This window comes from Marinimicrobium sp. ARAG 43.8, from assembly GCF_050113635.1.
Taxonomy (GTDB): Bacteria; Pseudomonadota; Gammaproteobacteria; order Pseudomonadales; family Cellvibrionaceae; genus Marinimicrobium.
Genome location: NZ_JBNJLT010000007.1, coordinates 123,067 through 149,918 on the forward strand (window position 1 = coordinate 123,067; position 26,852 = coordinate 149,918).

The window sequence follows — 26,852 nt, forward strand, 5'->3', positions numbered from 1 at the left end:
ACCCATCCGACCAACCTAAGATAGACGCCCAGTGACTGATCTCAGCCATATTCGCAATTTTTCCATCATCGCCCACATCGATCACGGTAAATCCACCATTGCCGACCGCTTCATTCAGGTTTGCGGTGGACTGACGGACCGCGAAATGGCCGAGCAAGTGCTCGACTCCATGGATCTTGAGCGTGAGCGCGGTATTACCATCAAGGCGCAAAGTGTTACGTTGAACTATAAGGCCCGCGACGGCAAAACCTATCAACTGAATTTTATTGATACCCCCGGCCACGTCGACTTTTCCTACGAAGTGTCACGCTCGTTGTACGCCTGTGAAGGGGCGCTGTTGGTGGTGGACGCAGGGCAGGGCGTTGAGGCCCAGTCGGTGGCCAACTGCTACACAGCCATTGAGCAGGGGCTGGAAGTCATTCCGGTGTTGAACAAGATGGATCTGCCACAGGCGGAGCCAGAGCGTGTCGCTCAGGAAATTGAAGACATTATTGGCATTGAAGCGACCGAAGCGGTGCGTTGCAGTGCCAAGTCCGGTATGGGAGTGGAAGATGTTCTGGAAGAGCTGGTACGCCTCGTGCCCCCGCCAGAAGGTGATGTGGACGCCCCGCTGCAAGCGCTGATTATTGACTCCTGGTTCGACAAATACATGGGCGTCGTGTCGCTGGTGCGCGTCAAGCAGGGCACATTGAAAGTTAAAGACAAAATCATCACCAAGTCTATCGGCAAATCCCACGTGGTGGACAGTCTCGGGGTATTCAACCCGAAACTGACCAAGCTCAAGGAATTGAAGGCGGGTGAAGTAGGCTTTGTGATCGCCGGTATCAAGGAAATTCTCGGCGCCCCGGTGGGGGACACACTGACTCACGCCAATACGCCTGATACCGCTGCGCTGCCCGGGTTTAAAAAGGTGAAACCCCAGGTTTACGCTGGTATGTTCCCGGTGAACGCCGATGATTTTGAGGACTTCCGGGATGCTCTCTCCAAGCTGACCCTGAACGATGCCTCCCTGTTCTTCGAGCCAGAGAGTTCCGATGCGCTGGGTTTTGGTTTTCGCTGCGGTTTTCTCGGCATGCTGCACATGGAAATCATCCAGGAACGCCTGGAGCGTGAGTACGACCTGGACCTGATTACCACCGCCCCGACTGTGGTCTACGAAGTGCTGAATACTAAGGGAGAGACCCACTACGTGTCGAGCCCCTCCGCGCTTCCAGACCCGGGCGATATTGAAGAAATGCGCGAGCCCATCGCCGAGGCCAACATCCTGGTGCCTCAGGAATATCTGGGCAACGTGATTACCCTCTGCAGTGAAAAGCGTGGGATTCAAAAGGATATGCAATACACCGGCACCCAGGTGTCGCTGCGTTACGACCTGCCCATGAATGAAGTGGTGCTGGACTTTTTTGATCGCCTGAAGTCCGCCAGTCGGGGTTTTGCGTCGCTGGACTACAGCTTTGATCGCTTCGAACCGGCCAAACTGGTGCGGCTCGATGTCCTGATCAACAGCGAGAAAGTGGATGCGCTGGCGCTGATTGTGCACCGGGACCACGCTCAGGGTATCGGTCGCTCTCTGGTGGAAAAAATGCAGGAATTAATTCCCCGCCAAATGTTTGATGTGGCTATCCAGGCGGCCATCGGTGGACACATTATCGCCCGCTCAACCGTTAAAGCGTTGCGCAAGAACGTGACGGCCAAATGTTACGGCGGCGATGCCTCGCGCAAGAAAAAGCTGCTGGAAAAACAAAAGGCGGGTAAAAAGCGCATGAAGCAGGTGGGCCGGGTGGAAATTCCCCAGGATGCGTTCCTGGCGGTGCTCAAGGTCGACAGCTAGAGTCAGTCAGCCGGATGGATTTAACCAGCATAATGGCCTCGGACTAACCGTTTTGGCCAAGAACAATGGGAACGCTTATGAGCAGTATTAACCTGCCCCTGATCCTGACCCTCGCGGTGTTTGTGACCGGTCTGGTCTGGTTGTACGACTGGCTGGTGTTGTCCAGGCCGCGCCGGGAAAAGCTTGCCGCTGTGGAAAAGCAGTTCGAGCGGGCAGACCTGAATGAAAAACCCCAACGGGACGCCTACGAAGAGGCGCGTTCAGCGGCATCCAAAGAGCCGGTCTGGGTGGAATATTCCAAGTCCTTTTTCCCCGTGTTGGCTCTGGTATTTGTATTGCGCTCATTTATTGCCGAGCCGTTTCAAATCCCCTCCGGGTCCATGGAGCCGACACTGGAAGTAGGGGATTTTATCGTAGTGAACAAGTTCACCTACGGTATTCGGTTGCCTGTGCTGAACCATGAGGTCATCCCGGTCAATGATCCCAAGCGCGGCGAAGTGATGGTGTTTTTCCCGCCGCATCAGCCGGAGACCTACTTCATCAAGCGAGTGATCGGGCTGCCGGGGGATACCATTACCTATATTGACAACCAGCTGACCGTCAACGGTGAGCCGGTGCCGGAGGAAGTGGTGGAGGTCAACCGCAACGCCAATCCTGCCTATCGGGTCGTCAAGGAGACCCTGGGCGATAATACTTATACCGTGCGCAAGCATTTGACGCCGAGTCGATACAGCCGCTATGGCTCCTGGACCGTACCGGAAGGTCATTACTTTATGATGGGCGATAACCGTGACGGCAGTTTTGACAGTCGTGGCTGGAACGATCTCAACCCAGGGGTAGCCGCCGATTGGAGCTTTGTGTCTGAAGATGCAATCGTCGGGCACGCCTTCGCCATCTGGATGCACTGGGATGATTTGTTCAGCCTGCCCGGTTTTGATCGTGCGGGAAAGATTGACTGACAAGAGGACGACGTGATGACTGGTCTGCATACCCAGCGTGGCATTTCGACACTTGGATTTGTATTTTTGATTCTGGTCGGCATTGCGGTGTTATTTACGGCTTTCAGAGTGGTGCCGCCTTATGTCGAGAATCGCTACATTGTTGCCGCGCTGAAATCGCTGGCCGACAATAACGAGGATTTGTTCAGTCGTACTCCGGCACAGATTCGCTCCCAATTATCCAAGTTCTATACGGTCAATAATGTGCGCACTGAAGGGCGCAAAAATATTGATATCGATAAACGCTCCAGTCGTGTGGTCATCACCATTGCTTATGAAGAGCGCATCGACTTCATTTACAACATTGACCTGGTCTTTTCTTTCAACAACCAGCTCGACAGCGCCCTCCCGGAGCGCTGCTGTCAGCCGCTGGACAGCCATTCTGCGGGTAACTAGTGCTTGATCTTATTCAACAGCGGCTGCAGCGGCGCCTCGGTTATGAATTTCGCGACGCAGCGTTGCTTGATTTGGCGTTGACCCATCGCAGTCATGGAGCCAGAAATAATGAGCGCCTTGAGTTTCTGGGCGACTCTATTCTCAACTTCGTGATTGGAGAGGCGCTGTTTCGGCGTTTTCCGGAGGCCCGGGAGGGTCAGTTGAGCCGCCTTCGCTCCCAGATGGTAAAGGGAGAAACGTTGGCGGCGCTGGCTCGTGAATTAGAGTTGGGCGAGTGCCTGCGCTTGGGCGAGGGCGAGATGAAAAGCGGCGGGCATCGCCGCGAATCCATCTTGGCGGACACCGTCGAAGCATTGATTGGTGCGATGTATCAGGAAGCTGGCTTTGAGCGTTGTGCTGAGCAAGTGCGAGCCTGGTACCAGACTCGGCTGGATGGCTTGTCGTTGGAAGCGCCGGCAAAAGACGCCAAAACCCGCTTGCAGGAATTTCTTCAGGCGCACCAATTACCGTTGCCCGAATACGTGGTGGTAGAGGTGGAAGGCGAAGCCCACGCGCACCGCTTTACCATTGAATGCCGTGTGTCGTCGCTGAAAGAGGTGGCGAGAGCGCAAGCCAGCAGCCGTCGCGTGGCGGAAAAGCAGGCCGCCGCCGAGGTTCTGGAAAAACTGCAGAAACTGCCACTGAAAAACGGTCGCAAGAGGACTTCATGAGCGAAACCAGCCTTCCCACCCGATGTGGTTATGTGGCGATCGTCGGTCGCCCCAACGTGGGTAAATCCACGCTTCTGAACCACATGCTGGGGCAGAAAGTCAGCATCACCTCGCGCAAACCCCAAACCACTCGTAACAACGTTCGGGGTATTAAAACAGACGGCACCAACCAGATTGTTTTTGTCGATACCCCGGGACTTCATCAGGGACAAAAAAAGGCGATCAACCGTTACATGAACCAGGCGGCTACCAGTGCGATTCGCGACGTGGATGCGGTGGTTTTTCTGGTGGACCGGCTGACCTGGACCGATGAGGATGAAATGGTGGCCCAGCGCCTTGAGGGACTGCGCTGCCCGTTGATCATTGCGATTAACAAAGTGGATAAGGTGGATGATAAAAACAGCCTCCTGCCGCACCTGCAAGTGCTGGGTGAACGGTTCCCGCAGGCGGAAATCATTCCATTGTCCGCACTGCGCAACACCAATCTGGATCGACTGGAAGCGTTGTTAATTACTCATTTGCCGGAGAGTGAACATTTCTATCCGGACGACCAGTTGACCGACCGCAGCTCCCGGTTTATGGCGGCGGAGATGGTTCGGGAAAAAGTGACACGCCAGCTGGGGGATGAGTTGCCCTACCAAATGGCCGTGGAAATTGAAGAGTTTAAGGACGACGGCAAAACGCTGCACATTTCTGCCCTGATTCTGGTCGAGCGTGACGGACAGAAGCGCATTCTGATCGGTGAGCGCGGAGAGCGTATCAAGCAAATTGGCCAGCAAGCGAGGCTGGATATGGAAAACCTGTTTGGCCAAAAAGTCATGCTCAAACTATGGGTGAAGGTTAAATCCGGTTGGTCCGATGACAGCCGCGCACTGCGCAGTCTGGGCTACGACGATGTTTAACACACACTGACGGGTTCGCCTCGGAGGCCGCCACCGTGCGCATTGAATTTCAGCCCGCGTATGTGTTGCACGCCCGCCCTTATCGGGACACCAGTCTGTTGCTCGATCTGCTAACGCCGGATTACGGTCGCCTGGGCGCGGTGGCCAAAGGCGTTCGTCGCGGCAAAAGCCAGCGGCGGCCTCTGCTCAACCCCTTCCAGCCTCTCCTGGTGTCCCTCAGCGGAAACAGCGCGCTAAAAACCCTGACGGCCGTAGAGGCGGAGGTCGAGGTGAACAGTGCCGGACATCGCCTGCAGGGCGTTGCCTTGTACAGCGGTTTTTATGTCAATGAGCTATTGGTACGCCTGTTGGGAGAGAACGACCCGGAGCCCGCGCTGTTTGATGGCTACCGCTGGACACTCACCACCCTGGCCAGTTTGGAGCCGGGACAAAGCCCCGAGCCACTTCTTAGGCAGTTCGAATGGCGCTTGCTCGACACCCTGGGCTATGGCGTCAGTTTTACCGAAGAGGCCGAGACCGGAGCAGCGATTCGCGCCGACGCGCTCTATCGATTCGATCCCGAAGCGGGCTTTGTGCCGACCTACAGCAGTCGGCCCCCGCAGGGAACCCCGAGCCTGTTTCAGGGCCGCGATCTGTTGAAATGCGCCGAAACGGATTTCTCCAACCCTGACGTATTGGCTGTGGCCAAACGCCTTAATCGTCAAATGCTACAGCCGTTGTTGGGGAGTCGTCCGCTGAAGAGCCGGGAGTTTTTTCGGCCAGGTGGCTGATACACTGACAGCGATGGGGGGGCGCGCCGAATTATTGTATTATAATAACCCGTTTCGTAGAATGTACTCGATCTCGGTTAAGTGAATCATTGAACATCTTCCTGAATAACGACAACCACTAAAGGTGCTCTCCCTATGCCTATCTTTCTAACAAGCACGAGTTCCCGGCGACGCCTGTTCGCCAGTGGCCTCCTGGCGCTGACTGGTCTGGGTTTGTCGGCTTGCTCCGACCCCAATGAAGCACCCGCCGCTACGACGCCGACCGCATCGGCTGAAAGCGAGCGGCCGGAGTACAACAGCCCTCTGGTCGAGTACGGCGCTGACCCCTGGGTCTACCGGACAGAGCAGGGTCAGTATTACTTCATTTCCACGGCCCCCGAATTTGATCGGATTGAGCTGGCTACGGCCGACACCCTTAACGGGTTGACCGACGCGGAGCCCACGGTCATCTGGCACCGGCCCCGCGAGGGCTCCGGGGGAGGGAATGTGTGGGCACCGGAGCTGCACCGGATTGATGGCGTGTGGTACGTACATGTCGCGTTGGGTGATTCGGATGACCCGTTCCGCATGCGCATGCACGTGCTGTCCAATCGTAGCGACAATCCCATGGAGGGCGAGTGGGTAGAGGAAGGCCAAATCGACACTCCCTGGGACAGCTTTGCCTTGGATGCCACCACATTCGAGCACAACGGGAAACGCTATCTCATTTGGGCACAGAAAGACCCCGAGGAGCGGTATAACTCCGCCTTGTATCTTGCTCAAATGGACTCTCCCACCTCCATTCAGGAGCCGGTGATCAGTATCAGTGAGCCGGACATGGATTGGGAACGCGTCGGTTATAAAGTCAACGAAGGCGCGGCCGTTATCAAACACGATGGCCGTATTTTTGTGACATACTCGGCGGCGGCCACCGATCACAACTACGCCATGGGTTTGTTGTGGGCCGATCAGGACGCGGATCTGCTTGATTCCGCATCCTGGAAGAAATCTCCAGAGCCGGTCTTTTCCACCAATGCCGATCTAAATCGCTATGGGCCGGGCCACAACAGTTTCACGCTGGCTGAGGATGGTAAGACAGATTTGATGGTTTACCATGCACGCAACTACAAAGAGCTGCGCGGCTCGCCCCTGACGGATCCGAACCGCCACGCTCATGTGCGTATGATCGAGTGGGATTCCAATGGCTTTCCGGTTTTTCATCAAGATGAGCCCGATAACTATCATCAGGACGGCCAGGTCAGCGCCTCCACTTCTGGAAAGTACGGGCATGCATTTGTTAGCCGTGAACCCTTCGGCGAACTGGCCGACGGACGGGAAGTGACTCGCTACACACTGAACAATGGCGAAGGCATGGAAGTGAAGCTGATGAACTATGGCGGCATTATTACGCATTTGAGGGTGCCGGACAGCGATGGGAACATGGACAATGTTGTGCTCGGGTTTAATTCGTTGAAGGATTATCTGGAGCAGCAACCGCCATACTTTGGTGCCTTGATTGGCCGTTACGGCAACCGCATTGCTCAAGGGCGCTTTGAACTTGAAGGAACGGAGTACGAGCTGGATCAGAACGATGGCGATAACCACTTGCACGGTGGTGTCGTGGGCTTTGACAAGAAGCTATGGGACAGCCGGTTTATTTCCGACGAGCGTGGTCCGGCGGTCGAACTGACCTTGCTCAGTGAAGATGGCGACCAGGGGTATCCGGGCAATCTCGCCGTCACCGTTCGCTACGTACTGACAGATGATAATGAACTGCTGACTGAATACCGCGCGGAAACCGATAAGGCGACCCCGGTTAATTTGACCCAACACACGTATTTCAATCTTTCTGGTAAAGACGATATTCTCGATCATGTGTTGCAGATCAATGCGGATCGTTATACGCCGGTGGATGATGGCCTGATTCCCACGGGTGAACTGGCTTCCGTAGAGGGCACGGCGTTTGACTTCACCGAACCCAAGCCCATCGGACAAGATATTAATGCCGATAATGCGCAGTTGAAACTCGGGGGCGGTTACGATCATAACTATGTTCTGAATCGTGACGATGACGAAGGGCGCGTGGTAGCGGCGCGCGTGGAGGACCCGACGTCCGGCCGTGTTCTGGAAGTACTCACGGAGGAGCCGGGCATCCAGTTCTACTCCGGTAACTTTCTGGACGGCACCTTGAGCGATGGCGAGCGAACCTTTGAGCGTCGCGGTGCTTTGTGTCTTGAGCCTCAGCATTACCCGGACTCCCCCAATCAACCGGACTTCCCGAGCACGATTCTGGAACCGGGAGAAGTGTATGAAACCAGCATGAGCTATCGGTTCAGCGTGCAGTAAATCAGTGGCGGAGGGGATCACACCCTCAAACAAAAAACGGCCCACCGAAAGGTGAGCCGTTTTTGAGATGTTCCCGAAGCTTCCCTGCCCGGCAATACACTACCAGAACCTGAAATAGATAAACGCGGTAATCCCCACAATAATTACCGTATGAATAATGTCCCACTTATCAATACCGTTTCGGATTTCCGCACGCTGCTCTTTACTAATGGAACCGTAAGTCAGTCCCGCCACCTGTTCATCGCTGGCTTGGCGAGTGAACAGACTGACGCCGATCACCAGCAATACAATGACGATAAAGAGAATCGAGCAGAAGTAGAGCCAATTCAGCTCGACCATGCTCAGCCACATGCTGCCTTCGGGCAAACTGTCCTCGAAAATCGTCAACACCAGCCGTGTCATACCGATAACGAAGCCCGCGACCAAACCGGTAAAGCCCGCAGCGGGCGTAATGCGGCGCGAGAACACGCCCAGTAAAAAGACCGCTGCGATGCCCGGGGCAATCAGGGACTGAACCAGTTGCAGATATTCGTACAGGACATCCGCGATGGACTGCATAATGGGAATCCAGAGGATGCCCAGAGCCACTACTGCCACCGTAGCGATACGCCCCACCTTGACCAGGTGTTGCTCACTGGATTCAGGTTTGTACTTTTTGTAGAAGTCGATAGTGAACAGTGTGGCCGATGAATTAAATAGCGATGCCAGAGAACTCATCAACGCGGCGATCAAACCGCCGATAACAATCCCTTTGATTCCCGAGGGCAGCAGCTCAGTGACCAGTGTGGCAAAAGCCTGATCGGCGCTGGTCAGGTTGATTTGCCCCTGTTGATGTAACGCAAAGGCGATCATGCCGGGGAACAGGAAAATAAACACCGGCAGCAGCTTCAGGTAACCAGCGAAGATGGTCCCGCGCCGGGCCGCCTGTATGCCCTTGGCACTCAGAACCCGCTGAACGATATATTGGTCCGTACACCAGTACCACAAACCAATAATGATTGACCCGCCAATGACGCCCAGCCAGGGAAAGTCCGGATCGTCCAACGGTCGGATCAGACTCATGCGCTCGGCGTTAATGCGCTCCAGTTCGCCGAGTCCGCCGACTTTATCCAGACCGACGAACAGAATGACGAGGGAGCCGATAATCAAAATGGGCGTTTGAATGACGGAGGTCACCAGAATCGCTTTCATCCCGCCAGCCACCGTGTAAAGACCGGTAATCAGCACCAGGCCCATGGCCGCTATCCAGAAGAAGTCGATACCCCAGATAGAGTCAATACCGAGAACGGTTTTCAACACCACCCCGCCGGCGTAAACCGTAACGGACACTTTGGTGAGTACGTAGCTGACCAGCGAAATAAACGAGAGGAAGGTACGTGAGCTGCTGGAATAGCGTCTCTCAAGATACTCTGGCATGGTGTAGACTTTGGCGCTCCAGTAGAAGGGCGCGAAGACCCAGCCGAGTAAAATAATAATCCAGGACTGCAGCTCCCAGTGGGCCATGGCCATGCCGGTCTGAGCGCCCGCGCCAGAGAGCCCCACCAAGTGTTCCGAGCCGATGTTGGAGGCGAAGATTGATGCCCCAATCACCAGCCAGCCCGCATTGCGCCCCGCTAGAAAGTAATCGGCCGTGTCGTTCTCCTTTTTCATAAAGGACCAGACGACGACCCCCAGCAATATTAGAAAGAACAGACCGAGCACTGCCCAGTCCAGGCCACTGAATGGAATCATTGTTATCTACCACCTGTTCGCTTATTGGCTATTGTGTGGACCTCGCCGGGCAAGGTCTTTTTATTGAATTATTATCATATCATTTAAGGCGGCGGTTGAGAATGCTGTGTCGTGGCTGCCGGTGGCGGATTCGTCTTACCGTGCTCGGACTGGAGAGGACTGAGAGGATTGTGGGTCGTCAAGCATCAATTTGAAACAGCGCATCAATATCCCGCGCGTAACTCCAGCGCAGGATTTCCTCAATTTCGTGGTTGAGCGCGGTAATGGGGTTGGCGATTTGATCGTATTGGCGAGCCTGGAGAATCTTGTCCAAAAGTCCGCTGATACGTTTCAGTCGGGGCACGCCACAGTAACAGCAGCTCCCGTAAAGCCGATGAACCAGTTCTTCCAGTTGGGCAAAGTCTTTGGCCTCAAAGGCCCGGTTAATGGCGGCCTGCTCGCCGCCCAGGTTCTGCACCAGCATCGTCAACATGTCCCGGGCGAGGGCGGGTTTATGGTTGGCCAGCCGCAAACTCAGCAGAATATCCACCGGGGAGGGCTGATCACCCTCCTGAAGGTCCACGGCTTGAAGGTCCAAGACGGGTAGGCGAGGCTGGGTGGGTGTGGCGCCAGTCGGAGGTTCGGGCGTCGGGAGCTTGCGGCCATTAAGGGTTACCCAGCGGTTGACGATATGAGCCAATTGGGTCTCACTGACGGGTTTACTGACGCAGTCATCCATGCCGGCAATGAGCAGTTCCGCTTTTTGTTCGGTTAGAGAATGCGCGGTTAACGCAATAATCGGGGTGCGCTGGTCCGGGTGCGCCTGTCGCAATAAGCGGGTGGTCTCAATACCGTCCATGCCCGGCATCTGGATATCCATAAAGATCAGATCAAAATGCTGGCTCTCGTACAGTTTGAGTGCTTCCTGTCCATTGGCCGCCTGCGTTACCTCCGTATTCAGACCTCGCAGCAGCTCACTGGCCAATTGCAGGTTGGCGGGGTTGTCGTCGACCACCAGAATACGGGCGCGCGGTGCCTCCTCTTTATTGACGCTTGAAGGGGAGGGCGCTGGGCCCGAGTGCAACGGAATATCCAGTTGGTGGGCAAGTGTTTCCAGCAGGGCATCGTAAGCGATGGGTTTGTTGAGGAACACCGTGGTGCAAGGTTCTGTTTCCTGGCGGAACAGCCTCTGATGCGCGGGTGTGCAACACACAAACAGCAGACAGTCGAACTCGGATCGAACCTGCTGGCTTAGGTTCTCCAGCAGAGCGGGCTGCAGCTGCCGCTCGTTGGGTGCGACGTCGAGAATAATCAGTCGGAAGCCTCTCCCTTGTTGACGCGCCTCCCGCATGGTCGGAAAAATATCGTGTATGGCACTGATGGTTTCGGTATCGGCCTGCCATTGCTGGAGCAGTTGCTCCAGTTGTCGGCAGGACGGAGGGTTGTCACTGCACAGCAGGATTCGCTCTCCGAGCAATAGCCGCTCGGCGGGTGCCTGTGGCTGGCTTTTATCGATGCCGAATTTGGCCGTAAACCAGAAGCGTGAGCCTTGGCCGGGTTGACTGTCTACGCCGATTTCACCCCCCATACGCTCCACCAGCCCTTTGCAAATCACCAGACCGAGGCCCGTGCCGCCGTATTCGCGGGAGCAGGAGGTATCTACCTGGTTGAACGCGCTGAAGAGCTGGTTTTTTTGCGCTTCGGTCAGTCCAATGCCACTGTCCCGGATGGTGATTTTCAGGGTGATTTGCGTTTCCTGTCGGTTGATCAGGGAGGCGTGGGCCACGATGTTGCCCTGCTGGCTGAACTTGATGGCATTGCTCAGCAGGTTGGTTAATACCTGCTTGAAGCGCAACGGGTCGCCGAGCAGATGCAGGGGTAAGTCATCGTCAATCAGGCTGATCAGTTGCAGGTGTTTTTCGTGCGCATCCGGCGCCAGAATATGCACCGCCTCTTCCACCACTTTGCGCAGGGGTACGGGTACATACTCCAGGGTCAGCTTACCGGCTTCGATTTTGGAAAAGTCCAGAATATCATTGATCACCGTCAGCAGGTTTTGAGAGGAGTCGCGAATGGTTTGCAGGTATTCCCTTTGTTGCTCATCCAGTTCGGTTTTCAAAGCCAGGTTGGTGAACCCGAGAATACCATTGAGTGGTGTGCGTATTTCGTGGCTGGTGTTGGCCAGAAACTCGGATTTAATACGGCTCGCCTCCAGGGCCTCTTTGCGGGCAATATTGAGTTCGATGTTCTGTATTTCGATGGTTTCCAGTGTTTCCCGCAGATCTTCGGTGGACTGGTCAATATGCACCTGCATATCACGGTGCGCTTGCTCTAGGGATTCGGCGGTGTCATTCACAGCCTGGGCCAGCGCGTTTAGCTCGCGGCTCTCCATGGCTGGCAGTCGGCGATCCATTTGGCCTCTCGCCATCCCCTGAATCGTCGCCCTGATATTTTCCAGCGGGGTAGTCAGGCGTCGGTAGAGGCGCGCAGAGAACCAGGCGCACAAGGCCAGGCAGAGCAGAGTGAGCAGTACGGTGATAAGGATCGTCTGATAACGCAGTACGAGAAAAGGCGAGGAGAGCAGTTCCACCTCGATCCAGCCGGGGGACGACTCGCCAGCCGCCGCAGGCAGCGGATGAGAAAACCGGATGGATTTGGTGGTGTCCCGCTGCTGGGGTTGAGTCAGGTCAGCCGGGCCCGGGTTCAACAGAGGCAGCATGCGAGGGCCACTGTGAACGGTGGTGCCACTGTCGTTCAAATACAGCTCTACGGCTCGAATATACGGCTCTTCCAGCGACGCCGTGATGATGGCGCGCAGTAGCTCGGGGTCGTTGCGGGAGAGCGTTTCCTGGCTGAGTTCGGCCAGTTTTTCGCTGAGTGCGCTGCCGCGCTGGCTGACGAACTTGTTCAACTGTGTGAGATACAGGTGTGTCAAGGTGGCGGCGAGGATCAGGGTGACGCCCAGAGCGGGGAACAGCACCATTCGCCAGATCTGGGATTTCAGGTCAGTCAGTCTCATGAGTCGTGATTCGGCGTTCCAGTCCGTGTGCGGCCCCAGCCGCATCTTGGTTTCACCATAGCATATTCAGCGGTAGAATAGCGGGCTTTCGGCCCCCGGCACCGCGAGCTGGCCGGCCTTCACCTCACTATTGACGGTTTGTCTATGGCGGCTTCCCCTTTTCCCACCATCGAGTCCTGTGTTGGCAATACGCCGCTGGTTCGCTTGCAGCGCCTGGCGGGCGAGACCGGCAACGAGATACTGCTGAAGCTGGAAGGTAACAACCCGGCTGGCTCCGTGAAGGATCGCCCGGCGCTGTGGATGATTCAGCAGGCAGAGGCTCAGGGCTTGATCAAGCCGGGGGACACGCTGATTGAGGCCACCAGCGGCAATACCGGCATTGCGTTGGCGATGGTGGCGGCGATTAAAGGCTACCGGATGATTCTGATTATGCCGGCTAATAGTACCCAGGAGCGCAAAGATGCCATGGCGGCCTACGGCGCCGAATTGATACCCGTCACCGAAGCTGAAGGCATGGAAGGCGCCAGAGATCTGGCATTGAAGATGCAGGCAGAAGGAAAAGGCCGCGTTCTGGACCAGTTTGGTAATGCCGCCAACCCTCAGGCGCACTATGAAACCACAGGCCCGGAGATCTGGCGGCAGACTCAAGGGCGCCTCACCCATTTTGTCAGCTCCATGGGCACGACCGGCACGATTATGGGTTGCTCCCGGTTTTTTAAGGAACAGAACCCCGAAGTGGAAATTATCGGCCTGCAGCCGGAGGAGGGAGCAAGTATTCCCGGAATTCGCCGCTGGCCCGAGGCGTACCTGCCCTCCATTTTTGAGGCCTCTCGCGTGGATCGAATTGTGAATATGTCACAGCGACAAGCCGAGGAGAGCATGCGTGCGCTGGCTCGGGAAGAAGGTATTTTTGCTGGTGTATCCTCGGGAGGCGCTGTGGCTGCAGCGCTGGCGTTGAGTCGCGAGGTAGAGAATGCCGTTATCGTGGCTATTATCTGTGACCGGGGAGATCGCTATCTCTCCTCGGGTGTGTTCGGAGCATGAAACGACGGTCACCGCTGACGCCTGCGAGCCATCGGCATACGGGTCATAGGAAAGCCCAGAAAGGCCCGGCTCCGAGGTTTAAACCCGTTATCCTCCCCGAGCCGGTGACGATAGAACGCCTGAGCCATGATGGGCGCGGTATCGCGCACTGGCAGGGCAAGACCATGTTCGTGGTGGGAGGCCTGCCGGGCGAGCGGGTGGACGTGCGGTTGGTGGCGGAGCAGACGCGCTTTACCGAGGCCCAGGTGATTGCCTGGCAGACCCAGTCGCCGGAGCGCCAGGCGCCACCGTGCGAGCACTACGATCAGTGCGGCGGGTGTCAGCTCCAGCATCTGGCGCCAGCGGCCCAACTGGTGCAGAAACAGAACACGGTATTGGATCAACTCGCCCGTTGGGCAAGTCTTGAGCCCCAGTATCTTGCCACTCCCATCACCTCACCCAGCGAGGGCTACCGGCATCGCGCACGCCTGGGGGTTAGAACAGACCGTGGCGGGACCGTGACGCTGGGGTTCCGCCGTCGGCGACAGAATCAATTAGTGGATATTGAACACTGTGCGGTGCTGGCCGAACCCCTCAATGCACTGCTGCCTCCCCTCAGAGAGTGGCTCAGCGCTCTTTCCCCCCGGGACGCCGTCAGCCACGTTGAGTTACTGCTGGCCGAGGAAGGGCCTGCCCTGGTAATACGGCAAGTCAAAACACTGGCACGGACAGACCGATGGGGTCTTGCGAACAGGCTGCCGACCGTGGCGCCAGAGCATATCTGGTTCCAGCCCCCGAAAGACGAGTTGTTGGTGGGCGTGGAGGGACAGGAAGTGGACCCCAGGCTGAGTTATCAACTGCCCGATTTTGATGTAACCCTCGCCTTTCATCCGCGTGATTTCACTCAGGTAAACGCTACCGTTAACCAGCGTATGGTGGCACAGGCGGTGCAGTGGCTGGCGCCACAACCGGGCGAGCGGGTGCTGGATCTGTTTTGTGGTATGGGCAACTTCACCTTGCCTTTGGCGCGAAGCGGCGCCCGTCTGGTGGGCCTGGAGGGCTCTGCCACGATGGTGGAGCGTGGACGACAAAACGCGCGGCGCAATGGGCTGGACGTGGTGTTCGAAACTGCCAACCTTGCTGATGCGGGACGAACGCCCGGAACGCTCTGGCGTGGCGGCTTCAGAGGCGGATCGTCGGCGCCAGGGCCGGATGCCGTGCTGCTGGACCCGCCCCGGGACGGAGCGCGAGAGATTTTGGCACCGTTGGCGCAACTCAAGCCCGAGCGACTGGTCTATGTGTCCTGCAATCCGGCCACCCTGGCGAGGGACGCCGGAGAATTGGCCGTAGCCGGATACGACTTGCAATCACTTGGCGTGCTGGATATGTTCCCCCACACCGAGCACGTGGAATCCATGGCGCTTTTCAGGCGCCGCTGACACCGACAGAAAGGCGCTTTGTGACGCAGTGCTGCGCCAAGGTGAAGACTACCGATGGTAAAAGTTCGAGAAGACCACCCCGTCACCGAAGACGGTCGCATTGACATCGTCGCCTGGATAGAACGGCTTCCTGGTGCGACCGAGCGCTCTCTCGTTCAGCGCGAGCAGCTCGGCCAGGCCTGCGCGATGAGTGCGGAAGCCGACCACAAGGCAATCACCTCCGAGCACGGCTGGGGGGAGTACAGCAGTTGCCTGATTATCGGCCTGGATATGGCCGAACTGCTGGCAGACTTGCAGCTGGATCAGGAATCTCTGGTGGCCGCCATTCTCTATCGCGCCGTGCGGGAAGAGAAGTTATCGCTCGACAGCGTCCAAAAACAGTTTGGCGAAACCGTGACCAAGCTGATCAGCGGTGTGCTGCGCATGGCGGCCATCAGCTACCAGCGCGGCGAGAGCGATGAGCGTGTGTTTGGTCGCCAGTCGGAAGAGCAGGCCGAAAACATCCGGAAAATGCTGGTGGCTATGGTAGACGATGTGCGCGTGGCCTTGATCAAGCTGGCCGAACGCACCTGTGCGATTCGTGCTGTCAAGGACGCCAGCGCCCAGCGCCGTCGCCAGGTGGCTCGTGAAGTGTCGGACGTGTACGCACCGTTGGCGCACCGTTTAGGAATTGGCCATATTAAATGGGAGCTGGAGGATCTGGCGTTTCGTTATCTGGAACCCGCTGATTACAAACGTATTGCCAAATTGCTGGATGAGCGGCGTCTGGCCCGGCAGGAATACATCGAATCGGTTCTCTCTAAATTGCGCGATGAGTTGAGCGATGCCCAGATTGAGGGGGAAGTCTCAGGCCGGGCCAAGCATATTTACAGCATCTGGAGAAAGATGCAGCGCAAGGGCATTAGTTTCTCTCAGGTCTACGACATTCGCGCTGTGCGTATCCTGGTGCCGACCGTTCGTGACTGTTACACCGTACTGGGCATTGTCCACAGCCTTTGGAGAAACATTCCCCACGAATTTGACGACTACATTGCCTCGCCCAAAGAGAATGGCTACCGCTCTCTACACACCGCGGTCATTGGCCCCGAGAATAAAGTTCTGGAAATTCAAGTGCGCACGTTCGCGATGCACGATGAAGCGGAATTGGGGGTGTGTGCCCATTGGCGCTATAAAGGTACAGACATCGACGCCGGAGAGAAAAGCTACGAGCAAAAAATCGCCTGGTTGCGGCAGGTGCTGGAATGGCATGATGAGCTGGGGGCGGATGGCAATTCGCTGAAGGAGGGCCTGCGGGCGGTCGATCAGGACCGCATCTACGTATTCACGCCGGAAGGTCATGTCGTCGACTTACCCAAATCGGCCACACCGCTGGATTTCGCCTATCGTATCCATACGGACGTCGGGCACCGGTGTCGTGGCGCCAAGGTCAATAATCGTATCGTGCCGCTGAACTATCATTTGAATACCGCCGACCAAGTGGAAATTCTCACCGGAAAGCGCGAGGCACCGAGTCGTGACTGGTTAGCGCCAGCTCTGGGTTATATCAATACCCCGCGAGCCCGTGCCAAAGTGCAGCACTGGTTCAAAGTTCAGGCGCGTGACCAAAACATTGCCGAAGGGCAGGCGCTGCTGGATCGGGAGTTCAAACGCCTGGCGTTGCTCGATCTGGACTTTGAGGCGCTGGCTCAGCGGTTGAACATGCACAGCCTGGACGACCTGTACGCGGCGGTGGGAGCCAGTGATATCGGAGTAGGGCAGGTGCTCAATGCGGCCCAGCGTTTGCTCAAAGCGTCGCGACCCGAAGAGCCGGTCATTCCGTTCAAGGCCAAGTCCAGCAAGCGTAAAAAAGAATCGGATGTGTATATTGAGGGCGTCGGTAACCTGCTCACTCAGATTGCCAGTTGTTGTAATCCGGTTCCCGGTGATGCGATCACTGGTTACATCACGCTAGGCAAAGGCGTATCGATCCACCGTCAGGATTGCAGTAATATTCTGCAGCTACAGGCTGACGAGCCCCAGCGAATAATCAAGGTGTCCTGGGGCGCCACGCCGGAAAGCAGCTACTCGGTCGAGATCATCATTGAAGCTTATGACCGCCAGGGTTTGCTGCGCGATATCACGGCCATGCTGGACAACGAGCGCATCAACATCAGCGCCATGCAAACACTGTCTGACAAGCGCAAAAATACCGTGGATATGCTGGTGACGGCGGAAATTCGAAGTATTGATGAATTGAGCCGTATCCTCACGCGCTTGAATCAGTTGCCCAATATCGCTTCGGCGCGCCGTAAACTGTAATCTACCCTCTGTTAATACCGGAGCTGTCTGTCAGCATGCCTTATTCCATTGATGATCTGTTATATCTTATGGCTCGCCTGCGCGAGCCGGGCTCCGGTTGCCCTTGGGATTTAAAACAATCCTATCGGAGCATCGCGCCCTCCACGCTGGAAGAAGCCTACGAGGTAGTAGATACCATTGAGCGTGGTGACTATAACCACTTGCGCGAAGAACTGGGTGACTTGCTGTTTCAGGTAATTTTCTACAGTCAGTTGGGGCATGAAGACGAGCGGTTTGATTTTGCGGGCATTGTCGATGGATTGGTGCAAAAACTGATTCGGCGGCACCCGCATGTTTTCCCGGAGGGTACGCTGGAAAGCCGAATCGACGATCAAAAAGCGCTGCCAGTTGAGGTCAAGCAGCGATGGGAAACCATCAAGCAACAGGAGCGCGAGGCCAAAGGGGTTCGCGGTACACTTGATGACGTACCGTTGAACCTGCCCGCCTTGACTCGGGCCGCAAAACTGCAAAAGCGCGCGGCGGGCGTTGGCTTCGACTGGCCGGCGGTCAATGGCCCGTTGGACAAGGTGCGGGAAGAAACCGATGAGCTGGTTGAAGCCATCGCGGAGCAAGACCACGAAGCGATAACAGAGGAGTTGGGCGACCTGCTCTTTACAGTGACTAACGTAGCGCGTCATCTGAAAATTGATCCGGAAGCAGCGCTGCGTTCCGCAAATCGGAAGTTCGAGAGGCGCTTCGGTGCCGTAGAGGCAGAAGCCGCAGCGCCGTTGCAGGAACTTTCCGAGGAAACGCTGGATGCCCTGTGGAATCGGGCAAAAGCCTCAGAGAAATCCTCTCTGTAAGTAGACTGGGTGCTCTAACGTAACGGAACTTAAAGGCTGCTACAGCCCATCGTCATAAGGCCGATACTCGATACCTGTCACCCAGTAAGACACCTCACCCTGTTCCGGGGTGGGGACAGCGACTTCGTCGTCGACTCGTTTGCCCAGCAAGCGTCGGGCAAGCGGAGCGTCGACGCTGAGTTGGCCGCTGGAGAGGTCAAATTCGTCGGGTCCCACAATTTGATAGGTGCGCTCGACACCGTCTTCGTCTTCTACAGTGACCCAGGCGCCGAAAAAGATCTTGTCCCGGTCTTCGGGAAGTCGGTCTACCACCGTCAGGGTATCCAGACGCTTGCTGAGGTACCTGACCCGGCGGTCAATTTCCCGTAATCGCTTCTTGCCGTAAATGTAGTCGCCATTTTCCGAGCGATCCCCATTTTTGGCCGCCTCATGCACCGCCTGAGTCACCTGAGGTCGTTCGACCTTCCATAAATGACGCAACTCTTCCTGCAGGCGCCGGGCGCCGGCAGGGGTAATGTAGGGTGAGCTTTTGGGAGAAGGGGGACGCCAACGACCCATATTCAGTGTGTCTCCGGGAGGTGTGTAATGTCCACTGGCTTGAGCGCATCGGCTGGCGTAAAACCGAAAACCCGCCCATAAAAATACAGCTCCGCTGCCAGGGCACGCTCAATCGCGGGTGCCTGACGGAAACCGTGTCCCTCCCCGGGGAACAAGACCAGCGCGTTGGGGATGCCCTTGTCTGTCAATGCGTCGGTCATTGCCTTTGCCTGGTTCGGTGGCACCACTTTATCGTCTTCGCCCTGAAGAAAAATCACCGGGCAATGCAACTGGTCAACGTGCTGAATGGGTGACCGCTCCCTATAGCGTTCGCGCTGCTCAGGGTAGGGGCCGATCAACGTATCCAGGTAGCGAGACTCAAACTTGTGGGTATCGCGCGCCAGCGCCTCCAGGTCGCCAATGCCGTAGTAACTGGCCCCGGCATGGAACGCATTGGTAAAGGTCAGCGCAGCCAGAACGGTGTAGCCGCCTGCGCTGCTGCCGCGAATGGCACAGCGCTGGGCATCGACCAGTCCGCGCTCGGCCAGTGCTCTGGTACCGCTGGCGACATCAATGACATCGGTAACGCCCCAGTTGTCTTTCAGGCGGTCCCGGTAGCGACGCCCATAGCCGGTGCTGCCACGGTAGTTCACATCCAGTACCGCGAATCCGCGGCTGGTCCAGAACTGAATCTTGAGATTCAGGGCGGTTTGTGTGGCCCCGGTCGGACCGCCGTGGCACATGACCAGCAGCGGCGGACGCTCCTGCTCTGGAGCCTGGTAGTCGGGATTGTGAGGGGGATAGAAAAAGCCATGAGCCTGCTCGCCGTCGTCGGTGTCGAAGGTCAATGGCTCGGGGGCGGATAAGTAGCGCCCATTGGGATCGGTGTCGACAGAGCGCGCCACAATGGTCAGCGGTTCGATGGCGTTGGGTTGGAAATGCCACAGGCTGGCGCTCTGCCGGGCGTTGGCACCGAGGAAAATGCCGTCTCCATGGTGGCACTGTACGTTGCTGATGTCTGTGAGGCCTGTATCGATTCGGGTCAGGCTGCCGTGCACAAGGTCCAGGCGCGCCAGCTGCCACTGGCCGTCTTCGGTAAAGGTGCAGAGCAGAGTGTGCGCATCGAGAAAATCGTAGGTCGACATGCCGAACACCCACTGAGGGGTCGCAAATTCCGCCTCCATCTGGCAGAGCGCCTCGGGTTGGCCATTATTCCAGCGGTAGAGATTCCACCAGTTGCTGCGGTCCGATACAAAATACAGCGTTCCTTCAGGGGACCAACGTGGCTGAAAAACAGACTCTTCCTCGCCACCGGCGATGACTTGATCGTTTGTCAGGGAGCCATTCGCAGCGACGGTGCCAAGGTGTAGTTCGGTGGCATCCCACGGCATGTCGGGATGGTGCCAGCACAGGTACACCAGCTGTGAGCCATCCGGGCTGGGACGCGGGTTGCTGTAGAAGTCAGCGCCAGAAGCCAGCACTTGAACCTCGCCGGAACCGTCCAGCGGTATCGCCACCACTTCGCTTCGTTCTTCCTCTCCGGCCTGCCGGTGATCCTCCCGAACACACAACAGGCGCTGGCGTGTTGGGTCCGGGGTCAGGTCCGCATAGCGAAACAGCCCCTCATTGGTGAGCGGCTGGAGCTGGCCGTCGCGCCACTGATAGATACGCTGGTCAGTATCCAGCACAAAATAAACAGTGCCGTTCGCAACGCAGTAGCTGCCACCGCCGTACTCGTGGGCTCGGGTGCGGACACTATGCGGGGCAGGGAGGTATTCCTCAGGCTCTCCTTCGAGATCACTGCGCATCAGCACATTGCGACCCTTCTCCTGCGGTCGGGATTCGAGCCAATAAATATGAGTGCCGTCGAAATGAGGCTCACTCAGGCGCACAGCACCTTTTGTCAGCGTGGCGGCCGTAATGGGGGATTGCCAGCAACCATAGGCGGCGGTGGTCATAGAACTCCTGTCTAAATACTGTCAGTGTGGAATGGTACTGAGTTAAGCCCCAGCTCGTAGCGAGGGCGCTGCTTCCGGAGCCTTCTTCCGAGACCGTATGCAGCATGGATGCTGCGTTCGAGCCCCCATGGATGGGTTTACGGCGTGTCTCGGAAGAAGGCTCCGGAAGCAGTGACCGGAGGATGAACTCCCAATCGCTTAACTCAGTGCCATTACCGTCAGTGTGTTTTTGTGCTTTCTATGCTGCACATTGTCACGTTTGCGCGCAGCCGTTACCGGTAATCGGTGCTCGTGGACAAGCTGTTGCGTAACATTGACAATAGTCTCAATTGTCAGTGATCGGCCCGCGTTTCGCAACGGGTCGCCACAGGGTTTATAGCGTTTACGTTGCGGCTCGGGAAGCAAGCTTTATGCATGGCATGCAAGATCCTCTCGAAGGGCGGGATATTGGTTACGCGTTGGATCAGGGCATGGGTGGCGAGAGCCATTTTTGTGTGGCACTCAGCGGTGGCCTGGATTCCTCTCTCCTCCTACATGAAGTCGCCCAGCGGGTGCCTGCTGATCGCTTGCGAGCGATTCATGTGAACCATGGTCTATCACCGAACGCCGATCAATGGCAGGCACACTGTGAGGCAGCATGTACTCATCTGGGGATTGAGCTGGTCGTCTGCCCGGTCCAGGTGACGCCGGATGGGCAGGGGCTGGAGGCAGCGGCTCGCGAGGTTCGCTACCAGGCCTTTGAGCGCAGTCTGCGCATCGGAGAAACCTTACTCATGGCACACCACGCCGATGACCAACTGGAAACGCTACTGTTGAGGCTGGCGCGTGGCAGTGGCCTCACTGGTTTGCGCGGCATGGCAGAGCGGCGGCCTCTGGGGAAAGGGCAATTATGGCGCCCCTTGCTGTCCTTTCCCCGGGCCGCGTTGGAAGCGAGGGCCCGAGGGCTGAATCTTCACTGGATTGAGGACGACAGCAATGGTGATGAGCGCTTTGATCGCAACTACCTTCGTCACACAGTGGTGCCGGCGTTACGGCGACGCTGGCCAGAGGTGGCCTTGTCCTGGGCGCAAAGCGCGCTCTGGTGCGCTGAAGGCGATGATTTACTGCGGGATTACGCCCGGCAGGATATTCGCCGCTTGCTGCTCAATGGCGGGGAATGGGGCCGCCATCAGGCGCTAAGCATCAGTGAACTGGGGCGTTTGTCGGCGCCGCGTCGTCGTCTGGTGGTTCGCACATGGTTGGCTGACGCAGGCCTGTCGTCGTTACCGCGAGCGCGGTTGGCGGAACTGGACCGCCAGTTGGGGGGTGTCGCTGGTACGGACGGCGAGCCATTTGATGCCACCACTGACTGCCGGGTTGATTGGCGGGGCGGATCGTTGCGCCGTTACCGCGATGGTTTATATCTATTGCCTGCCGGGGTGGATGCCCTGGGCTGGCCCAGTCGAGCGGGCACATTGCTGTGCGACCTGACCCATGATCGCTCGGTGGTTGATTTACCTGGGGGCGATCAGCTGGTATTCGAACGTCTTGCCCATGGTCGGCGGCTTGTGGCGGGGCTGGCGCCGTTGCATGTTCGGTATCGCCAGGGTGGAGAGCGCTGTCGTCCGGCGGGGCGAGGGCACTCGCAAACATTGAAAAGGCTGCTGCAGGAGTACGCCGTTCCTCCATGGTGGCGCCAACGAATTCCTTTGATCTACAGCGATGATGAGCTGGTCGCCGTGGGAGACGTGTGGATTTGCGAGGGTTATGAGGCGCCGCCCGGCCAGCCCGGTTACGGTATTGCCTGGCACATCGGTTCCGCTCCCGAGGAGGAGACGACGGTAAGTTTTGATTGAGGCATCCCGGCCTTTCTGGTACTCTGGCGCCCCGTCCTGAAGACAAATGCCGAGCGCTTAATGCAAGGCGTTGCCCCCCGGTATTTGTCTGTCCCTCGATCGTATTGAAGCAAGGTTATACATGACGCGATACATTTTCGTTACCGGCGGTGTGGTTTCTTCTTTGGGTAAAGGCATCGCCTCCGCTTCGCTGGCGGCCATTCTTGAATCCCGGGGGCTAAAGGTCACCATTCTGAAGCTGGACCCCTATATTAACGTTGACCCAGGCACCATGAGCCCTTTTCAGCACGGTGAGGTGTTTGTCACCGAGGATGGCGCCGAAACTGATCTTGACCTGGGTCATTACGAGCGGTTTGTGCGGACCAAGATGACGCGTCGCAACAACTTCACCACGGGCCGGGTGTATGAAACCGTGTTGCGCAAAGAGCGCCGTGGCGATTATCTGGGTGGCACCGTACAAGTGATTCCCCATATTACCGATGAGATCAAGCGCCGGATTCTTGAAGGCGGACGCGACGCCGATGTGGCCTTGGTGGAGATCGGCGGTACGGTGGGGGATATTGAATCGCAACCCTTTCTGGAAGCGGTGCGTCAGTTGAAAGTGGAGCTCGGACCGAAGAACTCACTGCTGATGCACTTGACGCTGGTGCCCTACATTGCCACGGCTGGTGAGACCAAAACCAAGCCCACCCAGCACTCTGTCAAAGAGTTGCGCTCCATTGGCTTGCAGCCCAATATTCTGCTGTGTCGGTCCGAGCGTGAGGTCGATGAAGACTCGCGCCGCAAAATTGCATTGTTTACCAACGTGGATGAGCGAGCGGTCGTACCACTGCCTGATGCGGGCACCATTTACGCCATTCCCCGGATGTTGCACGAGTTCGGCCTGGACGACATTATCGTCGAGCAATTCGAACTGAGCTGTGGCGCGGCGGATTTAAGTGAGTGGGATCGCGTCGTTGATGGCAAGATCAATCCGGAGCATGAAGTGACCATTGCCATGGTTGGCAAATACATGGAGTTGCTCGATGCCTATAAGTCCCTGATTGAAGCCATGAGCCACGCCGGCATTCACGCGCGTACCAAAGTGAACATGCGGTATGTCGATGCCGAACAACTTGAAGAGCAGGGCGTTGACTTGATCAGCGACGCCGATGCCATTCTCGTACCCGGCGGGTTTGGCAATCGCGGGGTGGAAGGCAAATTGATGGCGGTGCGCTACGCCCGCGAGAATAAGGTGCCTTACCTGGGCATTTGCCTCGGTATGCAGTCGGTGGTGATCGAGTTCGCCCGCAATGTACTGGGGCTGAAAAATGCCAACAGTACCGAGTTTGATAAACACACCCCGGACCCGGTAGTGGGGCTGATTACCGAGTGGGTGGACACCAGCGGTCGTCGCGAAAAGCGGGACGATAACTCCGATCTCGGAGGCACCATGCGCCTCGGTGGCCAGGAAAGCCGACTCGTCTCTGGCTCCAAAACCCGTGATATCTACGGCAAAGACGTGATTCTGGAGCGCCATCGTCACCGCTATGAGGTGAACAACAATTACGTCGATCAGATGCAACAGGCCGGTCTGCGTATTGGCGGCTGGTCCGCCGATGATACGCTGGTGGAGGTGGTAGAACTGCCGGATCACCCCTGGTTCGTTGCCTGCCAGTTTCACCCGGAATTTACATCCACTCCGCGGGACGGGCATCCGCTGTTTACCAGTTTTGTAAAAGCGGCTCTGACCCGGCGTGAACATTCGCAGTGACGAGACCCTGGTTAAATGACGGTCATCAAAAAGTGACAGGAAAGTGAGAAAAAAGAGAGAGAGTTGTGACTGATAAAGATATCGCTGTTGCCGGCCTCAATGTCGGAAATCACCGTCCATTCACCTTGTTTGGTGGTATGAACGTACTTGAGTCCCGGGATATGGCGTTGCGGGTGGCAGAGGCCTACGTTCAGGTTACTGAGAAGCTGGGTATTCCCTACGTTTTCAAAGCATCGTTCGACAAGGCTAACCGCTCATCGATTCATTCTTTTCGCGGCCCCGGTATGGATGAAGGCCTGAAGATTTTCAGCGACATCAAAAGCACCTTCGGTGTGCCGGTCATCACCGATGTTCACGAAACCTTCCAGTGCCAGCCCGTGGCCGACGTGTGCGACGTGATTCAGCTGCCAGCGTTTCTGGCCCGCCAGACTGATCTGGTCAAGGCGATGGCGGAAACCGGTGCGGTGATTAACATCAAAAAGCCTCAATTTTTAAGCCCCGGTCAAATGAAGAACATCGTGGAAAAGTTTCGCGAATGTGGCAATGACCAGATTATCCTGTGTGAACGCGGCAGCAACTTCGGTTATGACAACCTGGTGGTGGATATGCTGGGTTTTCGCACCATGAAAGAGGTCAGTGAGGGTGCGCCGATTATCTTCGATGCCACCCATGCGCTGCAGTGCCGCGATCCGCTGGGCGAAGCCTCCGGTGGGCGCCGTCACCAGGTGGCCGAGTTGGCGCGTGCGGGTATGGCGGTTGGGTTGGCCGGTTTATTCCTGGAGGCTCACCCGGACCCGGACAACGCCAAATGCGACGGGCCCAGCGCGTTGCCATTGGATAAGCTGGAGCCATTTCTGGCGCAGATCAAAGCAGTGGACGATGTCATCAAAGCGTTGCCACCACTGGATATACAGTAGCCCTTTTGAAGTTTCCCTATTTGAAGCTTCCCTGTTTGAAGACATCTTGATTGAACGAACATTGGTAATCATCGGTAAATTGGTAAACGGAGCAATCTACGCATGAGCAAAATTGTTGACATCAAAGCCTTCGAAGTACTGGACAGCCGCGGTAACCCGACGGTCAGTGCAGAAGTGATTCTGGAAAGCGGTGCGGTCGGTTCCGCCTGTGCGCCCTCTGGTGCGTCCACCGGTTCCCGTGAGGCGCTGGAACTGCGCGACGGCGACAAATCCCGCTATTTGGGTAAAGGTGTTTTGAAAGCCGTTGATAACATCAACACCACCATTCGCAGCCTGTTATTGGGTAAAAATGCCGCCGATCAGCGCGCTTTGGACAACGCCATGATCGAAGCGGACGGCACCGATAACAAAGCCACGCTGGGCGCCAATGCCATACTGGCGGTCTCCCTGGCGGCCGCTAAAGCCGCTGCCATCGATAAAGGCATCCCCCTGTACCAGCACATCGCACAACTCAACGGCACGGAAGGTAAGTACTCCATGCCGGTACCGATGATGAATATCCTCAATGGTGGCGAACACGCCGACAACAACGTTGATATTCAGGAATTCATGGTGCAGCCCGTGGGCGCCAAAAGCTTCTCCGAAGCGTTGCGCACAGGTGCAGAAATTTTCCATGCACTGAAAAAAGTGTTGAACGAGAAAGGCCTGAACACAGCGGTGGGCGATGAAGGTGGTTTTGCCCCGAACCTGCCTTCCAACGAAGAAGCGCTGCAGGTGATCGGTCAGGCCGTGGAAAAAGCGGGTTACAAACTGGGTGAGGACGTCACCCTGGCGCTGGACTGCGCTTCCTCTGAGTTCTACAAAGACGGCGAGTACAACCTGTCCGGGGAAGGCAAAACCTTCAATGCCGGTGAATTTGCCGACTACCTGGCCGACCTGTCCCAGCGTTACCCGATCATCTCTATCGAAGACGGTATGGATGAAAGCGATTGGGAGGGTTGGGCACAGCTGACCGAGAAGGTGGGTGACAAGGTACAGCTGGTGGGTGATGACCTGTTTGTGACCAACACCAAGATCCTGAAAGAAGGCATCGATAAAAAGATCGCCAACTCCATCCTGATCAAGTTCAACCAGATCGGCTCCTTGAGTGAAACCCTGGACGCCATCAAGATGGCGCAAGAGGCTGGTTACACCGCTGTGATTTCGCACCGCTCTGGCGAAACCGAAGACACCACCATCGCCGACCTGGCCGTAGCTACTGCTGCAGGGCAAATCAAAACCGGCTCTTTGTGCCGTTCTGATCGTGTCGCCAAATACAACCGCTTGCTGCGTATCGAAGCGGAACTGAATGGTTCGGCTCCGTATCGTGGTCTCGCTGAGTTCAAGGCGTAAAACTACGACTGGACGCATTCGTCAATGCGTCTTTCACTCATCACCCGGCTGGCCGGGTGATGAGATCCGCTCCTCCCTCCCCACGCTTTCCGCACGCCGTGTCTGAACAAGCGCCCTTATTTCGTGTAAACTCCCCGCTCAGTGATCGCTTTCAGAGCGCCCGACGTTGTTCCTGATGGGCGATAATCAAGAGGCCC

Annotated in this window: 19 protein-coding genes; 15 read left to right on the plus strand and 4 right to left on the minus strand. The window is 56.9% G+C overall.

Annotation, left to right across the window (positions count from 1 at the left end; translation table 11 throughout):
• Positions 1–31 precede the first annotated feature (31 nt).
• From lepA to ACQCLF_RS13785, 7 genes are all read left to right on the plus strand, one after another.
• Positions 32–1,831, plus strand: a complete 1,800-nt coding sequence (lepA, locus tag ACQCLF_RS13755) for a translation elongation factor 4 (protein ID WP_426988241.1) — start codon at positions 32–34, stop codon at positions 1,829–1,831.
• 77 nt (positions 1,832–1,908) lie between these two features.
• Positions 1,909–2,790, plus strand: coding sequence for a signal peptidase I (lepB, locus tag ACQCLF_RS13760; RefSeq protein ID WP_426988243.1), 882 nt, complete (start codon positions 1,909–1,911; stop codon positions 2,788–2,790).
• 15 nt (positions 2,791–2,805) lie between these two features.
• Complete coding sequence (locus tag ACQCLF_RS13765; protein WP_426988245.1) at positions 2,806–3,225, plus strand: DUF4845 domain-containing protein; 420 nt, start codon at positions 2,806–2,808, stop codon at positions 3,223–3,225.
• The gene (gene rnc, locus ACQCLF_RS13770; RefSeq protein WP_426988247.1) at positions 3,225–3,935 is read left to right on the plus strand and encodes a ribonuclease III; all 711 of its coding nucleotides are present in this window, start codon (positions 3,225–3,227) and stop codon (positions 3,933–3,935) included. The genes ACQCLF_RS13765 and rnc overlap by 1 nt, the downstream gene beginning before the upstream one ends.
• On the plus strand, positions 3,932–4,837 hold the full coding sequence (gene era, locus ACQCLF_RS13775) for a GTPase Era (protein ID WP_426988249.1): 906 nt from the start codon (positions 3,932–3,934) through the stop codon (positions 4,835–4,837). Before rnc ends, era begins: the two co-directional genes overlap by 4 nt.
• Before the next feature lie 35 nt (positions 4,838–4,872).
• Positions 4,873–5,607 (plus strand): DNA repair protein RecO, encoded by a 735-nt coding sequence (recO, locus tag ACQCLF_RS13780; protein WP_426988251.1) that lies wholly within the window; start codon positions 4,873–4,875, stop codon positions 5,605–5,607.
• A 135-nt stretch (positions 5,608–5,742) separates the two neighbouring features.
• Positions 5,743–7,932, plus strand: a complete 2,190-nt coding sequence (locus ACQCLF_RS13785) for a galactose-1-epimerase (protein WP_426988253.1) — start codon at positions 5,743–5,745, stop codon at positions 7,930–7,932.
• 99 nt (positions 7,933–8,031) lie between these two features.
• Here ACQCLF_RS13785 and ACQCLF_RS13790 read toward each other — a convergent pair whose 3' ends face one another.
• Together ACQCLF_RS13790 and ACQCLF_RS13795 are read right to left on the minus strand one after the other, a co-directional pair.
• On the minus strand, positions 8,032–9,663 hold the full coding sequence (locus tag ACQCLF_RS13790) for a sodium:solute symporter (RefSeq protein ID WP_426988255.1): 1,632 nt from the start codon (positions 9,661–9,663) through the stop codon (positions 8,032–8,034).
• 178 nt (positions 9,664–9,841) lie between these two features.
• Complete coding sequence (locus ACQCLF_RS13795; protein WP_426988257.1) at positions 9,842–12,661, minus strand: response regulator; 2,820 nt, start codon at positions 12,659–12,661, stop codon at positions 9,842–9,844.
• A gap of 144 nt (positions 12,662–12,805) precedes the next feature.
• Between ACQCLF_RS13795 and cysM the strand changes: the two genes are divergently transcribed.
• Genes cysM through mazG form a run of 4 tightly spaced genes read left to right on the plus strand, consistent with a single transcriptional unit; the run spans position 12,806 to position 18,263 of the window.
• Entirely contained in the window at positions 12,806–13,705 is a 900-nt protein-coding gene (gene cysM / locus ACQCLF_RS13800) for a cysteine synthase CysM (RefSeq protein WP_426988259.1), read from the plus strand.
• Positions 13,702–15,123, plus strand: coding sequence for a 23S rRNA (uracil(1939)-C(5))-methyltransferase RlmD (rlmD, locus tag ACQCLF_RS13805; protein ID WP_426988261.1), 1,422 nt, complete (start codon positions 13,702–13,704; stop codon positions 15,121–15,123). The genes cysM and rlmD overlap by 4 nt, the downstream gene beginning before the upstream one ends.
• Positions 15,124–15,177: 54 nt before the next feature.
• Positions 15,178–17,421, plus strand: coding sequence for a GTP diphosphokinase (gene relA, locus ACQCLF_RS13810; protein ID WP_426988263.1), 2,244 nt, complete (start codon positions 15,178–15,180; stop codon positions 17,419–17,421).
• Between the two features lie 35 nt (positions 17,422–17,456).
• Positions 17,457–18,263, plus strand: a complete 807-nt coding sequence (gene mazG, locus ACQCLF_RS13815) for a nucleoside triphosphate pyrophosphohydrolase (RefSeq protein ID WP_426988265.1) — start codon at positions 17,457–17,459, stop codon at positions 18,261–18,263.
• Positions 18,264–18,302: 39 nt separating this feature from the next.
• Here the strand turns inward: mazG and greB are convergent, their stop codons facing one another.
• On the minus strand, positions 18,303–18,821 hold the full coding sequence (greB, locus tag ACQCLF_RS13820; RefSeq protein WP_426988267.1) for a transcription elongation factor GreB: 519 nt from the start codon (positions 18,819–18,821) through the stop codon (positions 18,303–18,305).
• 2 nt (positions 18,822–18,823) lie between these two features.
• Complete coding sequence (locus ACQCLF_RS13825) at positions 18,824–20,758, minus strand: S9 family peptidase (protein ID WP_426988269.1); 1,935 nt, start codon at positions 20,756–20,758, stop codon at positions 18,824–18,826.
• A gap of 410 nt (positions 20,759–21,168) precedes the next feature.
• Here ACQCLF_RS13825 and tilS point away from each other — a divergent pair, with 410 nt between their 5' ends.
• The 4 genes from tilS to eno all read left to right on the plus strand — a co-directional run bounded on the left by tilS (position 21,169) and on the right by eno (position 26,655).
• On the plus strand, positions 21,169–22,593 hold the full coding sequence (tilS, locus tag ACQCLF_RS13830; protein ID WP_426988271.1) for a tRNA lysidine(34) synthetase TilS: 1,425 nt from the start codon (positions 21,169–21,171) through the stop codon (positions 22,591–22,593).
• A 121-nt stretch (positions 22,594–22,714) separates the two neighbouring features.
• Positions 22,715–24,346: a CTP synthase gene (locus ACQCLF_RS13835; RefSeq protein ID WP_426988273.1), complete on the plus strand. Its 1,632-nt coding sequence runs from the start codon at positions 22,715–22,717 to the stop codon at positions 24,344–24,346.
• Between the two features lie 65 nt (positions 24,347–24,411).
• Complete coding sequence (gene kdsA / locus ACQCLF_RS13840) at positions 24,412–25,263, plus strand: 3-deoxy-8-phosphooctulonate synthase (RefSeq protein ID WP_426988275.1); 852 nt, start codon at positions 24,412–24,414, stop codon at positions 25,261–25,263.
• A gap of 102 nt (positions 25,264–25,365) precedes the next feature.
• On the plus strand, positions 25,366–26,655 hold the full coding sequence (eno, locus tag ACQCLF_RS13845) for a phosphopyruvate hydratase (protein ID WP_426988277.1): 1,290 nt from the start codon (positions 25,366–25,368) through the stop codon (positions 26,653–26,655).
• The last annotated feature ends 197 nt before the right edge of the window (positions 26,656–26,852 follow it).

Coding starts and splice junctions, on each gene's coding strand:
- lepB (WP_426988243.1), top strand. CDS start 1,909: ATGAGCAGTATTAACCTGCCCCTGATCCTGACCCTCGCGGTGTTTGTG.
- ACQCLF_RS13765 (WP_426988245.1), top strand. CDS start 2,806: ATGACTGGTCTGCATACCCAGCGTGGCATTTCGACACTTGGATTTGTA.
- era (WP_426988249.1), top strand. CDS start 3,932: ATGAGCGAAACCAGCCTTCCCACCCGATGTGGTTATGTGGCGATCGTC.
- ACQCLF_RS13785 (WP_426988253.1), top strand. CDS start 5,743: ATGCCTATCTTTCTAACAAGCACGAGTTCCCGGCGACGCCTGTTCGCC.
- ACQCLF_RS13790 (WP_426988255.1), bottom strand. CDS start 9,663: ATGATTCCATTCAGTGGCCTGGACTGGGCAGTGCTCGGTCTGTTCTTT.
- ACQCLF_RS13795 (WP_426988257.1), bottom strand. CDS start 12,661: ATGAGACTGACTGACCTGAAATCCCAGATCTGGCGAATGGTGCTGTTC.
- cysM (WP_426988259.1), top strand. CDS start 12,806: ATGGCGGCTTCCCCTTTTCCCACCATCGAGTCCTGTGTTGGCAATACG.
- rlmD (WP_426988261.1), top strand. CDS start 13,702: ATGAAACGACGGTCACCGCTGACGCCTGCGAGCCATCGGCATACGGGT.
- relA (WP_426988263.1), top strand. CDS start 15,178: ATGGTAAAAGTTCGAGAAGACCACCCCGTCACCGAAGACGGTCGCATT.
- mazG (WP_426988265.1), top strand. CDS start 17,457: ATGCCTTATTCCATTGATGATCTGTTATATCTTATGGCTCGCCTGCGC.
- greB (WP_426988267.1), bottom strand. CDS start 18,821: ATGGGTCGTTGGCGTCCCCCTTCTCCCAAAAGCTCACCCTACATTACC.
- ACQCLF_RS13825 (WP_426988269.1), bottom strand. CDS start 20,758: ATGACCACCGCCGCCTATGGTTGCTGGCAATCCCCCATTACGGCCGCC.
- tilS (WP_426988271.1), top strand. CDS start 21,169: ATGCATGGCATGCAAGATCCTCTCGAAGGGCGGGATATTGGTTACGCG.
- ACQCLF_RS13835 (WP_426988273.1), top strand. CDS start 22,715: ATGACGCGATACATTTTCGTTACCGGCGGTGTGGTTTCTTCTTTGGGT.
- eno (WP_426988277.1), top strand. CDS start 25,366: ATGAGCAAAATTGTTGACATCAAAGCCTTCGAAGTACTGGACAGCCGC.